This window comes from Agrobacterium sp. 5Ca50, assembly GCF_055381905.1.
Window position 1 is genome coordinate 1,667,993 of the sequence record NZ_AP026438.1, and the last position, 13,648, is coordinate 1,681,640.

The window sequence follows — 13,648 nt, forward strand, 5'->3', positions numbered from 1 at the left end:
GGAACGAGAAAGGCGCGTCCACCAAACTCCCTCATCCTCGTCCTCGGGCTTGACCCGAGGACAGGGTAAGGGGCGGGTGGGGCTGATAACAATGTCCACTTCCTGGCACCTCAATCATTTTCACGGCCGCAGCATCGCTTCATGAGCAGGGCGCAGGTCCGAACCACCACCACCCTAGTTGGCGGCCGCCTTCAATTCCTCATGCACATTGTCTGCGAAGTTGCCGAGTGCGCCTTTCTGTTGGCTGTAATCAATACCCTGCACCACGCTGACGGTGATATCCTCTACCGAAATGCACTGCGCGACAAAGGCACCTTTGCCTTTAAGACCACCGCTGACCAAAACCAGCTGGCCGGGGAAGTTTTGCGACCCCGCGCTTAACCCAACCTTCTGTGCCGCAGCCGCTACCACAGACCCGCAAGTCTCAATGCTGAGTTTTTCAGAGGGCGTGCGTTCGACATGATAGGCCAGATGAAAATCATCATTCTGCGCATGGGCAGGAGCCGTCATGAAAAACAGGCTGGCGGCTGAGGACAACACAGCTGCCGAAAATAACGTGGACGATGGACGCACAGGATAGTCTCCATGAACATTACAGACATTATGAACATTAAACTTCACCGCGCCTTTGACGGGCACGGCAAGATGGCAATTCATTTGCTCAGGGAATGGTTGCAACCACGCGGAAAAAATCGGCGTGTCGCACAGCAGTCAGTTGTCGTTAATATCCTTGTGGCGCAGGCTCACGCCGGATCATGCTCATGATCGTGTGACGCAACTCATCAAGCGCCTGCTGTTTGGAAATTTCGCCATAGGCCGTTGCCGTCGACAGGGCGTCAGCCGCCCCCATCATGCCCCACAGGGCGGCAAGGGGAATGGAACCGTCTTCGCTGAAGGGTGCCAATGCCTCCCGGCACTTGGTTATGAAACGGGTTTGATAGTTGCGTATCACCGCCTCCATTTCCGGCGAACCGACAAGTGCGGCGGCAACGCCTGGAATCTCCTGACCCTGCGTCAACACACAGTCTACATAGGCATTGGCAATGACACTGGCGCGGTCGACCAGGGTGGCCGGGCAGGCGGACAGGCCACTGTCCATCAACTCCGATTGGCGAATATCATAATCCCTGTACAGCGCAGCAAGCAGCGCATTGCGCGTCTCGAAGTGATCATAGACCACAGGCTTCGACACGCCGGCTTCTTCCGCCAGACGGCCAAGTGTCAGACTGTCGGTTCCGGACAGCAACACCAGATGCCGCGCCGTTTCAATAAGCTGCGTGTGCCGCTCATCGCGTGACAATCTTCGCCGGGGTGACGCTGTTTCCTGCATACTTGACAATCAACCTACTAATAGTAACCTACTATGAGTATATAGCGAGCTCCCACTCGATTCAACTCATGCAACAAGGTTATCTCATGCACTCCCTCATTGTCACGGCTCAACCGGAACCGAATGCCTATACCCACGCTGTCGCCCGCGAAGTAATATCCGGGATCAAGGCCACACCTGATCACACATATGAACTGCTTGATCTCGCAACCAGCGGCTTCGACGCAACGTTCAACACCGCCGACTATGCCGTGTTTCGCGAAAATGCCACGCCGCCGGATGATGTCCTGGCAGAACAGGTAAGGATCGATCGCGCCGATGCGCTGATCCTGATCTATCCGGTATTCTGGTGGACCATGCCAGCCGTGATGAAAGGCTGGATCGACCGGGTGTTTACACAAGGCTGGGCCTATTTCGACGAAAGCGGCAAGGACACCATCCGTCTGCTCAACCGCTTGTCCGTGCAGACCATTGCGATTGGCGGCGCAACAGAGCGCACCTATCAGCACCGCGGATATTCGCAGGCCATGAAAACCCAGATCGATCAGGGTATTTTCGGCTACATCGGTGCCCGGGTAATCGGCACGGAACTGATACTGCCGCTGGACACAGCCTCGTCGCAAGCGGGCCTTGTCAGGGCATTGCAGATTGGCAGCAGCATTGCCAGCGCCCACCAGCAATCCATTGCGACAAAAGACAAAGTCGAGGCATAAGCAGGCGAGGAAATCGCCGCGCCCATCGTCACAGATGGGCGCTTCGTTACCGTTCAGTTCAAATCGGCAAAACCGTATGCGCGGTGATCGTGTAACCGAACGGGTCGACAAAGGCGAAGTAGCGCCCGAACGGCCCGTCCTTCGGTGCAAAGGCAATCTCCACACCCTTGGCCTGCAAATGCGCATGCAGTGCATCGGCATCATCGCAACCGAACCAGATCGCGATGCCAACACCGAGTTTTTGGCCATCATCAAATGGCTCAATGGGCGTGCGCACTGCAAAGGCAATGGCTTTCGTGTCAAACACCACAGCGCCCGGCGGCGCCTTGGGCGAAGGCGTCAGGCCAACCACATCACGATAAAAGGTGAGGGCGCCGTCCAGATCTTTCGTCTGGATGCCAATGAAGTCGGGGCCAATCAGTTTCGGCATCTCAATCTTTCCTTTTTCAATATCACCCGATAGTATCAGGGTGCTGATATCTAGATAATATAAGGGCCCTGATATGTCCAGCCTGATAAACCCACCTGTCGACGATACCTATCGTTCACTTGGTTATGCCTTGAAGCGCGCCCAGCAGGCGTTGCGCGGCCGACTTGATACGGCGCTGCGCGACATTGGGCTGACGACACCGCAATATTCTGTTCTGGCCGGACTGGAAAAAAGCAGCGGCCTGTCCAATGCCGACCTGGCGCGCCGCGCCTTTGTGACACCGCAAACCATGCAGGCCATCATCGTGACGCTGGAAAAGGCCGGCCTCATCAAACGGGTGGCACATCCGGACAATGGCAGGATCCTCACCACCGAATTGACAGACGACGGCCGACAGGCCGTGCGGGCAGCCCATGAAATTGCCGCCAATGCCGAAACGGATGTGCGCAACGCCGTGGCACCTGACGACCCTGATGTTATCTATGCCGCACTGCTGCGCATTGCCGATGCTATGCGCTGATTGTTTTCGTTGATTAGACGGGGAAGGACGGGAATTCGGAGTGGATGGCAGTGCGCACTCTCTGCCTCATGCATTTTCTAAGGTTGAAGCGTCACTATCCGAAAGCCGGTAGCGACTGGAAAACCAACCTATCCACGTCATCCTCGCCCCTGTGGCGAGGATCTAAGCCAGCGCCAAATACGCGACGTGACTAGATTCTAGGGAACGCCGAGAATGACGACAGAGAAATGCTTTAGCGACGGTGCCAAGCATGCAACTAAACGCCTTCGCTCTAAATGGGGAATGGCCGGCTGGGGATGACATTTTTCATCACCAGCGTGGAGTTGAGCCGCATGACATGCGGCAGGCCGAGCAGGCTTTTATCGTAAAGCCGCTGGAACGCAGCGAGATCCTTGGCGACCACATGCAGCATATAGTCAGGCTCGCCAAACAACCGCTGTGCCTGCACGATCTCAGGCACCTTCAGCAGCGCCGCCTCAAAGGCCGATACGCTGTCTTTGCTCGCCTCGCGCAGCGTTGCATAAACAATAGCTGAAAATCCGATGCCGAGTTTCAACGGATCCACCGTTGCCCGGTAGTCAGTTATGACGCCCGTTTCTTCCAGCGCCCGTAGCCGTCGGTGGCAGGGAGACAGGCTAAGGCCAACGCGATCTGCCAGTTCCGTAGCAGAAATGCGTCCCTCTTTTTGCAATATTGCGATTATCTTGCGGTCCGTAGCATCCATGAGGGATATTCTGCCTCAACAGGGCTGTGTTTGGCAAGAAATAGGGAGCACCTTCTCAACCAAATCTCATACATCTCGCTCGCCGCAACGGAGAAGAGATGAAATGGAAATTGGTCTGCTTGGTGCTTTCTGGGCCTTGTCATTGTCGCTGGTTCTGACACCGGGTGCAGACTGGGCCTATGCGATTTCGGCTGGCATGCGCAACCGCGCCATTGCACCTGCCGTCAGTGGCATGGTGCTGGGTTATGTCGCCATCACCGCCGTGGTGGCAGCCGGTGTTGGCACCATTGTCGCCAGTGTGCCGTTGATGCTGACAGCCCTGACGCTGTTAGGCTCCGCCTATCTGCTTTATCTCGGCGTGGGTGTTTTTCTCAACCCGCCAGTGCCGCAAGCCACAGAGTCTGACATTGCCTCATGGTCCAACTGGCTCATTCGCGGTTTTGGCGTCAGCGGCGTGAACCCCAAGGCACTGCTGCTGTTTCTGGCCATCCTGCCGCAATTCACCAGCCAGACCGCCACATGGCCCATCTCCGGCCAGATCGCAGCGCTTGGCCTCGCCCATATCGTCAATTGCGCTGTCATCTATACGGCAGTGTCGGCCAGTTCCCGCGTCGTTTTGCGCACCCGCCCGCGTGTTGCCCGCCTGGTCAGCAAAACATCGGGAGCGGCAATGATCACCATCGCGCTGCTGCTGATCATGGAACAGGTCATTCAGTTCACGGCGTGACGGTTTGGTGGCTAAGGCCCGGAAAACAGGCAGGTCAAGGCACGGAGGTCGTGCATAGTGCTGAGGTCTCGAATCCATCCCCCACTTGCGATTTCTAACACTTGGCACCTTCTTCCCAAGATGTTGAAATCGCTTTCTCCCCCACAAGGGTAGAGATGGGTGGGTGCCGCGCCCATCCAGCAAGTCAGCACTGCTGAGACGGATGAGGCGTCCAATCTAATGCAATTTTATTGAGATGGTACAAGACGGCGCTGCTTGGCACCCCGTACCTCTACCCTTGTGGGAGAGGACGAAAAATCATGGTCTTGGCTTCAGCCAAGTCATAGATTTTTCAGGTGAGGGGTCATGTGCTTACACGACGCTTACTGTTTAGCTCCAACAGTCCCAACAAACTCCCCTCATACCTCGACCTCGGGCCTGACCCGAGGATCAATCACAGGTATCCAGTCGGCGCGCGTCTGCGCGACCGCAAGACGCTTTCCATCCCCAAGACTGGGGATGGCTGGATCCCCGTGACAAGCACGGGGAAGAGGGCGGTTGGGGACTGCCTGTGCTTAACCTCTCACCCGATCTACATGCGAGGAACTCGTCTCAGTCCAGAACCTAAAATGACTGCCCCCCGACGAGTGAGAGAATGAGGGCGGTTGGGGTAACAGGCGCGCATAACGATAAGACATCGGGCCAACCGCCGCCCAACCCATGTTTCTCACCCACAATTGAGAATGCTTCCGAACTGCACAAAACACTTCTGATTGCAGTTGCAAGTCATTGTTATGTAGAGATATTCTGCATATTTTTTACAACCTCTATATTGACAGATCAAGGGCAGCTTTTTAAACAGCGGCGCATCGGGGAGTAGTCACCGCTGAGGTTCAGCGGGAGTGCGTCAACATACTCGTGCAGCGGCACGTGGCGTACTCAGTCGATTAATTCGGCTCAACGAGACCGTGGCTGAGATCTGCCATATCGGACGGGCAGATGACGCCCGGGGTCTATGTCCGCGAGGTCTTGTTATGTCTATCATGGCAATCATCCTGCTATCCATCAGCATGTCCATGGACGCCTTTGCCGTGTCTGTCGGGCGTGGCGCCGCACTCGGTCGCCCGCCATTCAGGGAAGCGTTGCGCACCGGCATCGTGTTTGGTGTGGTGGAAGCCATCACGCCGTTGATAGGCTGGGCAGCTGGCGTTGCCGCTGCCGCCTATATCTCCACCATCGACCACTGGGTGGCCTTCGTGCTGCTGGGTGCGGTTGGCCTCAACATGATCTATTCCGCACTGAAGGGGGACGAGCAGGACGAACAGTCCACCGTCAAGGCATCCTTCTTGGTGCTGGTGGCAACCGCCATCGGAACCAGCCTTGATGCCATGGCCGTTGGCGTGTCGCTTGCCTTCTTTGATGTGAACATTGCCGTCATCGCCCTCGGCATTGGCCTTGCGACCTTCGTGTTCGCCTCAGGCGGTATCATGATCGGTCGTCTGCTGGGTGAACGGTTTGGCCGTTATGCCGAAGGCATTGCCGGTATCGTGCTGATTGGCCTTGGTTCGTCTATCCTCTACGAGCATCTGATGGCGGCTTAAACCGCTATCCAGCACTGCTTTGAGGGTGGTTTTCAGCTATCAATCGACTGAATAAATGCTTGAAGAACTTTCCACAACATCTTGTTTTTCAAAATGAATTTTTCCATCGACAAACGCAATCAGCAGTGTCACGGCAATTACCCCACGCGACAGAACCGAGACACTGCGCGATGAGGGCAGGGTCGCCTTGAATGGCAAAAGTGACCTCTGTCGACCGTCCTTGGCGCAATGGCCGGCGGGACAGATGTCATCTGGTTGAGAGTATAAATCACGTTTCATAACCACACTCACACGCAACATGGCGTTGCGACATGCAGCTTGGCACTTCTGCGAATGAGTTGCAATAGCGAAATTTGAGATCAATCGGACTTCAAACAACCCGGCAGATAGCAGGGTCAGATGAGGCATATCGCTCGCAGCAGCACCGACTTCGACCACTTTGTTTTGCGCTCCTATGGCGCTGACACCAGGATAAAACCGAGGTTAGGGGGTAGGGGTGAGGGGGAAAAGCAGTTGCTATAAGGATCAAAAATCTCGCCGATTGCAACTCTCGCGCGTTTTCGTATGATGCGTCACAACAGTACAAACGAACGCCCGGATACAGACCATGTTTTACATCGGCGGCATCAATGACGATCTGCGCACAGAGATACACAACGCACTGACCGAGCGTGGTCTGACATCCCACATGAACGATACCAAGTGGTACAAGTTATGTACCGCTATCTATGAGGAGATGCCATTCCCACCCAGCTATTGGCACAAAGACGTCCTCGATGATGCAGAAGAACCGGAAGATCCACAATCTGTAGGCAGTTCCTACGGTGATTGGGCAAGGACACCTGAAGCGTCACTCGGACTGCACATTGAATGGCTGAAGGTAGATCCAAGATACGCACATCATAGAGGACAATTGATACCGCCAAGAATTGAAGACTGCTCAGCACAGTTCCGCGACATCCTCATTCGCCTGAACATTCCATTCACTGAAGAAGAGCACCTGTTCGTCATCCATGGCCATAGCGTCGGCGTGGAACTGCCCCGACACGTCAAAACGCCCGCTTAAGGCAAGCCAAGCCGGCAGCAAAGGAGGAGTGATCTTTAGCACCTGTAGACAGGTTCCCGACCGAGCCAAAGGCGTAGACGACTTCGACAGGAGATACCGGAAGTATTCGTAAAGCCAAAGCGCGCGATAACGGTATATTTATTTTCGTTTATTTTAAGCAGCTTATATACATGCCCGCGCGCCATCAGTATCGTTTTGTATTCTATCTTTATTGCTAAGCGTTTCGGGGGGAAGTGCGTTGAAAATAGCAATAGTCTGCGACAACGCATCTTTCACCAAGGGCGGAGAGGCGGCCATTCCGCTGCGGTTCTTCCGCGCGTTTCGCCAACTCGGCCTGAAGCCTCAGCTTTTGTCGCATGCCAGAGTGGAGCCGGATCTTCGTGCGTCGCTGACAGCGGATGAGCTAAACGATGTCACGCTTTTCTCCGACCTCAAGCTTCAAAAGATTGTCTACCGTCTTGGCCTTTACCTGCCGGGCCGCGTGCGCGAAGCCTATACGGATCAGATCATCCGCCTCGCCACAGAGGCGAGACAGCGCAAGGAGCTTCGGCAACGCGCGAAGGCTCGTGATATTGATTGCATATTCGTGCCGATACCTATCTCTCCCAAGGCGATCAGCTTGATCACGGATATCGGCGTTCCCGTCTTTTTCGGTCCGCTGAACGGCGTAATGGACTATCCGCCCGGCATGCGCGACAAGACCAGCGAAGCCGGAAAATATCTGATCGCAGCGGGGCGGTACATCGCAGAACCGTTGCACTACATCTTTCCAGCAAAACGCAACGCCGCAGGCCTGTTCTACGCAAACGACCGCACACTCGCCAACCTTCCCGTGGCCACGAAGAACGTGCCTCGATTTCGCTCTTTCGACGCCACGATCGACGCTGCCAATTGGCAGAACGTGGATCGTAGCGGTGCGATTGATCCGACCCATTTCGTTTATGTCGGCCGCCTGATTGACTGGAAGGCGGTAGACCTCGCCATCGAGGCAATCCATCGGCTGGAGGGGCGAGCACGCCTGACCATCGTCGGTGAGGGGCCGGAGAGACCACGCCTTGAAAAGCTTGCGGCAAGCGGCAAGGGGTCCATCTCCTTTGTTGGCTTCAAGGGCCACGAGGAAATTGTCGAAATTTATCAGGATGCAGCCGCACTTTTGTTGCCCTCCATGCGCGAGGCTGGCGGCAATGTCTGTCTGGAGGCCTTAGCGGCCGGTGTGCCTGTCATTGCAACGCGCTGGGGTGGGGCTGAGGATGTCGTGCAGGATGGCGTCGACGGCATTCTGGTAGACCCCATCGACCGGGCAAGTTTCATTGCCGGCTTCGCGGATGCCATACAGCAGCTCATGGACGATCCCGCTCGCATACGTGTTATGGGCGAGGCTGGACGAGCACGCGTGCTGGTGAGTTACGACTGGCAAACGAAAGCGCGCCAATGTCTGCAAATCTTCGAACAGGCACTTGCGGACAAGAGTAACGCGTGAGGAAGTGCGGAGCCTCACATCGAGGATTGCTTAGGCCTGTTCCACCATCCGTCTGAACATTCCAGCAGCGACGGAAAACGAGTTGTGGGCATTGCCTGCAAGTTCCGGCTGATACCCGTAGCACAAACTCTCGCAGCTAAAGGCGGACAAATCGGGCAGGGGAAACCCTGCCCGCAATTGTGGAACGGCTAGACGCGTCTGCGGCCTGCCGCAACAGCAACATCAGTTTAGCTGATCCTTTTCATGGAACGACGTATCCATCATCAGCCTGCGCAAGAAGTCGCAAAATGAAGAGGCAAATTTCCTATCCGAATGCGGAAAGAAAACCGCTTCTTGCCGAGGCCGCAGTACAAATACTGCATGTGCATAGGCCATAAAAATCGGCACTTCATCCTTGGCAATAAAATCAGGATAAACCACCCAATCGGACGTTTCTTCTCGCAAGATGGCAGCTATCTGGCCGAGATCTGGAAACTCATTGTAAGAAGCAATTGAAACATTCGAATTGACATCTCTGGACAAACATCCAGCCCCTATTTCCAACAGGAACTTCTCATATATCGGCGGAAGGATATCACCGAATTCATCCTTGAAGTCTGCGATGTCTTCTGGCTCCACACGTATGAAAAAATTGCCAGCCTCATGGTCGTAGGCTGTACCGGGCTTATGCGAAAACTGCTGATACCGTCCCCATATCTCGGCATATTCCTTCACATCCACAGCACCATACCCCTTATAAAGACAGCGATGAAAAATTCATAACTGGAAATGTCATTTAATAAGCAAAATCAATTGTGTATTTCTTTATATTAATCCACATTATGCGAAAACGGTCAAACTCGCCATCAACACCAGAAACCAACGAAATCAGAATACATTTTTCTACATTATTTCAATTAACTAGCCAACAATTCTAAACAGGAATGATAGAAAATTCATGTCTGACATCCACAGGTACGATAAGAGCCAAAGGGTAGGGGAGCGCCCTACTCCTGAAAACCTGGCATCTCAGTTATTCAGGTCTTTTCGACCACACCAATTTCAGGATGTGAAAAACCGACTGCTTCGTTTCTTCGAGAGCCATTTTGAAGTGAAATGCGCTGACAGTGTATCCAGACAAGTGACCATTTCATCGCGTCCTGCTAACGGACTGAACATGCATCGGCACGCAGAATTACCATGCTCATCGACTGAACTTGAACTTGCATACTGTACTGTGGCACACGCAGACAACACCATCTAAAGACCGTCCGTAGAGCGTCCAGACAGACAGCCGATATCGCCATGCGACGCCACAGAGAGCAATGATATCATGTTGAATGCGAGACGCTTGGTCGATGCGAAATACGCACCGCAATTGATTGTGCTGGTGCTGCTGGTTGGTTTGGTTCCGCGTGTGCTTTTTCTCAGCGTCGGTCACCAGAGCCTCATGACCGCATTTACATTCCTGACGCTCGTATTGCTGACTTGCCTGATCGGATTTCTGACACGTCGGTTTCGTGCGGTTTGGATCATCTGGACTTTGGCGTCGGTCAGCTCAATTGGTCTCGTTGGCATGGTAAGCCCATTGGCGGTGGTGCCACATATACACATCTTCATGCCGTACATTGTACCGTGACCAAAGGCGGCTCAACACAGCGCAGCGCGTCGTAGCGCGTTGCGGAGGATGACACAGCAGGAACGGCGACACTCAGCAAAGCATATGGCAGTCGGCAAACCCACAGTGTAACACAGGCAACATTCAAAGCGTCCAAGACCAGGTTTTCAGGCATTCTGCCAATACCCAACACAAATAAGTTCCATAATATATATTATGCGATTTATGTGTGTAGCCGCAAAGTTAAAGTGTCCTGTTTCTGCAAAGTTGGAATGTCACACTCCCCGGGTCTGATTGACACCTGGGAGATTGCAGATGGGACTGATTACGATGAGCGAGCGCGATTTGCGGCGGATCGAGGTTTTGTCGAAAGTCATCGCCGGTCGAATGACGATGGTATCAGCGGCACATGTACTTGCCCTGAGTGAGCGTCAGGTTCGCCGGCTGCTTGATCGGATCCGAACTGGTGGTGCGGCGTCGATCCGGCACAAGGCCATTGGTCGACCGTCGAACAACCGGATCAATGATGGTATTCGCGACTACGCTGTGGCGCTCGTTCGGGAGAGTTATGCGGATTTCGGACCGACCCTGGCGACCGAGAAGCTTGCCGAGCGTGATGGCCTGCAGGTTTCGCGTGAGACGGTTCGCCACTGGATGGTCGATGCTGGACTTTGGTTGTCGCGCAAGCAGCGGCGGAGGTTTCACCAGCCGCGACTTCGACGTGAGGCCTATGGCGAGCTGGTGCAGATTGATGGTTCTGAGCACCGTTGGTTTGAGGATCGCGGGCCAGCGTGTTCGTTGCTGGTGTTCGTCGACGACGCGACCGGCAGGTTGATGCAGCTGCGTTTTGTGCGTTCCGAGAGCGCCTTCACCTACTTCGAGGCGCTGGCGCTTTATCTCAAGCGTCACGGTGCGCCGATTGCTTTCTATTCCGACAAGCATTCGGTGTTCCGGGTGGCAAAGAAGGACGCCAAAGGTGGCCAGGGAATGACCCAGTTCGGGCGGGCGCTGTGTGAGTTAAATATCGAGATTCTCTGTGCAAATTCCAGCCAGGCGAAAGGCCGTGTGGAACGGATGAACCGGACATTGCAGGATCGGCTGGTCAAGGAGTTGCGATTGGCTGGCATCGACACGATGGACGCCGGTAATGCATTTTTGCCTGACTTCATGGACGATTATAACGCACGATTTGCGGTCGTCCCTGCCCGATCTGATGACCTGCACCGACCGGTTAATCTCGCACCGGATCGCTTATCCGATATCCTTTGCAAGCGTGAACAGCGTTATGTTGGATCACAGCTGACATTCTCCTATGAACGCAAACGCATCATGCTTGAGGAGACTGACGTCACGCGCGGCCTTGTTGGCAAATATGTTGAGACCTATGCCTATACGGATGGTCGACTGGACGTGCGCTGGAAAGGGTATTCCCTGCCCTACACGGTGTTCGACAAGGATCAACGCGTGACGCATGCGGCGATCACCGAGAACAAGCGGCTTGGAGATATTCTGGCCTATATCAAAGAACGCCAGGACGAGCGCCCCGCGCCTGAGGTCAAGAGCAGCAGCGATAAAAATGGCTACATCAAACGCGCTCGTGGACCCGGTCGTCGGAAAGACTTCACGAACGATCCGGCCGTCATTGCACGGCGACGGAAAGCGTTGTCGCAGCAGCAAGCGGCGGAGTGAAGAGTTCTAGAGCTCAGCCGAAAGGGTGTTTCATCACCCGCCCCCGCCCTCTCCTTGCAATCGGAGAGCTGGTTCGGTCGGGGGCTGATCTGCGGTGTCAGTGTGGCATGTCTGAACGGCTGAGACGCCTCAATTGGACATTTCTACTTTGCACAGCGGCGGACATTTCAACTCCTCTGCCACAATGTGTGGGCTTGGGCGGGCTCGACAATGAAGCGCCTCCCTCGCGAATAGTCACATGCACGGAAGCCACTAAGGAACGCGACGTCAAAGTGTCCAACGTTCAATCCTCAACTGCAAAACATCCCCAACCGTCATTCTCACCGCCGAACGGAGTTGCCGCGTCTTCCAGGAACATTTCCACTTCCGTGATTTCTTTATGGTCCGGAAGCATCATTTGACTGCCAGTTACATCCCAGGCAAGTCCAGGCTTGCCTTCCTAAAAAAGCTCTATTTTGACACTGTCAAATTTCGAACTGACGACCTCTGCAAATCGTGTCGCTGATTTTTCATCCGGAATTATGATCTGAAAATCAATTGTCCGTGGTACGGACAGATTGTCTCCGTCTGCCACCAATCTGCGCAGGACATCGCCGTTAACGTCGTCTGGAATGTCATGTTGCATGTTAAACTCTTGCCCTGAAAATCACCCCGAATTCGCGCGCCATGCTTTCAATATCACTGGTTCCGTTCAAAGCTTTTGGTCACGACGATTTCGCCGACAATCGCAGCATTGAATTTTTCGAGATCTTCCGCCGGTATCCAGTATTCTCTAAGTGCCTGGCCACCAGCCTCTTGCGGAGCATAGGCGGAAAGAAGCGCAGCTTGAACGTCAAAGCGCGTGACATAGCCCGCGCCATCTCGACCGACATTCCAATCCCGTGCAATACGAATGGCATAATCCTCTGTCAGCACAGGATAAAAAATTGGCTGATCAGGCAAGCGTGGCGGAAACGCCGTCATGCCGCTCTGCCTGATCAGATCCAGTTCAACGGGACCCACAGGCCTCCACAACGTTACAGTATCCACTCAACACCTCGGCGTAAAAAATATTCATTTTCAATGAATTGCGACCACATCCTACAGTGAATATGAGAATTTTTCTTGCCCGTTGGTGCCTACAGTGCATGAACGGGCAGCTACATGGTATCCGCCAAATCCCTGCCCCAAAAGTCACAGGACCTGTATTAAAGTCTGCGCCGCAAGGACCAATCTTTGCGGCGCAGAATGGTGAGTGGCCAACCGTTCTTGAACGGCGAGCGCATGAGACGACGGTTACAGCTTCTGTTCGAGCTTTGTCGTCAGCGCCTTTGTGCGCGGCTGGATGTCATCAACATTCGTGAACGGCTTCCAGTTCACGGTCAACACACCGTCATCGAATGAAACGCCATCCGCGTAGTTCGAAGCCGGCGCTGACGCCTCGTCATAGTGGATTACGATCGATTTCAGTTTTTCCTGCAGCGCGTCCTTGCCGATGTCGCTCGAAGCAATGTCCGTAAGAGACTGGATCAGAGGATCGATGATGGTTTTACGGAGATAGTCATCGCTTGCATATGATTCCGCCAAGCCTGGCAGCGCCAGGCTTTTCTGATCAAGAGTGACGGGCACCGCAAACCCTGCCGCAGTCTGGATTGCCTTCTCCAAAGACGGCCATGTCTCCTTGGCGTAGGCCGCAATGGCACGGCGCTCCGCCAAGCCCGCTTCCTGTGCATGAGATGCACCCGGCACAAGTAGGAGCAGCACGCCAGCCATCAGTGCAGAGCGAAAATTCGACATGATCTATCCTTTCGAT

At 54.4% G+C, this 13,648-nt stretch carries 16 protein-coding genes, 1 pseudogene and 1 riboswitch; of the genes and pseudogenes, 8 read left to right on the forward strand and 9 right to left on the reverse strand.

Annotated elements, in window-relative coordinates; genetic code table 11:
- Positions 1-174: 174 nt before the first annotated feature.
- Both ACZ5FM_RS08165 and ACZ5FM_RS08170 read right to left on the reverse strand, forming a co-directional pair.
- Positions 175-573 carry a DUF6180 family protein gene (locus tag ACZ5FM_RS08165; protein WP_464040304.1) on the reverse strand — a complete coding sequence of 133 codons (399 nt, stop codon included), beginning with the start codon at positions 571-573 and terminating at the stop codon, positions 175-177.
- A 148-nt stretch (positions 574-721) separates the two neighbouring features.
- Positions 722-1,330, reverse strand: a complete 609-nt coding sequence (locus tag ACZ5FM_RS08170) for a TetR/AcrR family transcriptional regulator (protein ID WP_464040305.1) — start codon at positions 1,328-1,330, stop codon at positions 722-724.
- Positions 1,331-1,416: 86 nt separating this feature from the next.
- Between ACZ5FM_RS08170 and ACZ5FM_RS08175 the strand changes: the two genes are divergently transcribed.
- Positions 1,417-2,043, forward strand: a complete 627-nt coding sequence (locus ACZ5FM_RS08175) for an NAD(P)H-dependent oxidoreductase (protein WP_464040306.1) — start codon at positions 1,417-1,419, stop codon at positions 2,041-2,043.
- Positions 2,044-2,101: 58 nt separating this feature from the next.
- Here the strand turns inward: ACZ5FM_RS08175 and ACZ5FM_RS08180 are convergent, their stop codons facing one another.
- On the reverse strand, positions 2,102-2,473 hold the full coding sequence (locus tag ACZ5FM_RS08180) for a VOC family protein (protein WP_464040307.1): 372 nt from the start codon (positions 2,471-2,473) through the stop codon (positions 2,102-2,104).
- 73 nt (positions 2,474-2,546) lie between these two features.
- Here ACZ5FM_RS08180 and ACZ5FM_RS08185 point away from each other — a divergent pair, with 73 nt between their 5' ends.
- The gene (locus tag ACZ5FM_RS08185; protein ID WP_259146210.1) at positions 2,547-2,993 is read left to right on the forward strand and encodes a MarR family winged helix-turn-helix transcriptional regulator; all 447 of its coding nucleotides are present in this window, start codon (positions 2,547-2,549) and stop codon (positions 2,991-2,993) included.
- Between the two features lie 271 nt (positions 2,994-3,264).
- On the opposite strand, the gene ACZ5FM_RS08190 is transcribed toward ACZ5FM_RS08185, so the two are convergent.
- Positions 3,265-3,717 (reverse strand): Lrp/AsnC family transcriptional regulator, encoded by a 453-nt coding sequence (locus ACZ5FM_RS08190; RefSeq protein ID WP_275641303.1) that lies wholly within the window; start codon positions 3,715-3,717, stop codon positions 3,265-3,267.
- Between the two features lie 103 nt (positions 3,718-3,820).
- Between ACZ5FM_RS08190 and ACZ5FM_RS08195 the strand changes: the two genes are divergently transcribed.
- A complete protein-coding gene (locus tag ACZ5FM_RS08195; protein WP_312944603.1) occupies positions 3,821-4,444 on the forward strand; it encodes a LysE family translocator in 624 nt (207 codons plus the stop codon).
- 838 nt (positions 4,445-5,282) lie between these two features.
- A riboswitch (yybP-ykoY riboswitch) is annotated at positions 5,283-5,382 on the forward strand.
- 75 nt (positions 5,383-5,457) lie between these two features.
- Complete coding sequence (locus ACZ5FM_RS08200) at positions 5,458-6,024, forward strand: manganese efflux pump MntP (protein ID WP_464040308.1); 567 nt, start codon at positions 5,458-5,460, stop codon at positions 6,022-6,024.
- A 39-nt stretch (positions 6,025-6,063) separates the two neighbouring features.
- On the opposite strand, the gene ACZ5FM_RS08205 is transcribed toward ACZ5FM_RS08200, so the two are convergent.
- Entirely contained in the window at positions 6,064-6,462 is a 399-nt protein-coding gene (locus ACZ5FM_RS08205; protein ID WP_464040309.1) for a hypothetical protein, read from the reverse strand.
- A gap of 169 nt (positions 6,463-6,631) precedes the next feature.
- Between ACZ5FM_RS08205 and ACZ5FM_RS08210 the strand changes: the two genes are divergently transcribed.
- Both ACZ5FM_RS08210 and ACZ5FM_RS08215 read left to right on the forward strand, forming a co-directional pair.
- On the forward strand, positions 6,632-7,090 hold the full coding sequence (locus ACZ5FM_RS08210) for a DUF6678 family protein (RefSeq protein ID WP_312944611.1): 459 nt from the start codon (positions 6,632-6,634) through the stop codon (positions 7,088-7,090).
- A gap of 238 nt (positions 7,091-7,328) precedes the next feature.
- A complete protein-coding gene (locus tag ACZ5FM_RS08215; RefSeq protein WP_464040310.1) occupies positions 7,329-8,570 on the forward strand; it encodes a glycosyltransferase family 4 protein in 1,242 nt (413 codons plus the stop codon).
- A 222-nt stretch (positions 8,571-8,792) separates the two neighbouring features.
- Here the strand turns inward: ACZ5FM_RS08215 and ACZ5FM_RS08220 are convergent, their stop codons facing one another.
- Complete coding sequence (locus tag ACZ5FM_RS08220) at positions 8,793-9,290, reverse strand: SMI1/KNR4 family protein (protein ID WP_464040311.1); 498 nt, start codon at positions 9,288-9,290, stop codon at positions 8,793-8,795.
- Between the two features lie 592 nt (positions 9,291-9,882).
- Here ACZ5FM_RS08220 and ACZ5FM_RS08225 point away from each other — a divergent pair.
- Positions 9,883-10,188: a hypothetical protein gene (locus tag ACZ5FM_RS08225; protein WP_464040312.1), complete on the forward strand. Its 306-nt coding sequence runs from the start codon at positions 9,883-9,885 to the stop codon at positions 10,186-10,188.
- A 294-nt stretch (positions 10,189-10,482) separates the two neighbouring features.
- Positions 10,483-11,856: an ISNCY family transposase gene (locus ACZ5FM_RS08230; RefSeq protein WP_312951373.1), complete on the forward strand. Its 1,374-nt coding sequence runs from the start codon at positions 10,483-10,485 to the stop codon at positions 11,854-11,856.
- A 283-nt stretch (positions 11,857-12,139) separates the two neighbouring features.
- Here ACZ5FM_RS08230 and ACZ5FM_RS08235 read toward each other — a convergent pair.
- The 3 genes and pseudogenes from ACZ5FM_RS08235 to ACZ5FM_RS08245 all read right to left on the reverse strand — a co-directional run bounded on the left by ACZ5FM_RS08235 (position 12,140) and on the right by ACZ5FM_RS08245 (position 13,632).
- Positions 12,140-12,481, reverse strand: a pseudogene (locus ACZ5FM_RS08235) (ribonuclease E inhibitor RraB).
- A 53-nt stretch (positions 12,482-12,534) separates the two neighbouring features.
- Positions 12,535-12,819, reverse strand: a complete 285-nt coding sequence (locus ACZ5FM_RS08240; RefSeq protein ID WP_464040313.1) for a hypothetical protein — start codon at positions 12,817-12,819, stop codon at positions 12,535-12,537.
- A gap of 312 nt (positions 12,820-13,131) precedes the next feature.
- The gene (locus tag ACZ5FM_RS08245) at positions 13,132-13,632 is read right to left on the reverse strand and encodes a hypothetical protein (RefSeq protein WP_250985460.1); all 501 of its coding nucleotides are present in this window, start codon (positions 13,630-13,632) and stop codon (positions 13,132-13,134) included.
- Between the last annotated feature and the right edge of the window lie 16 nt (positions 13,633-13,648).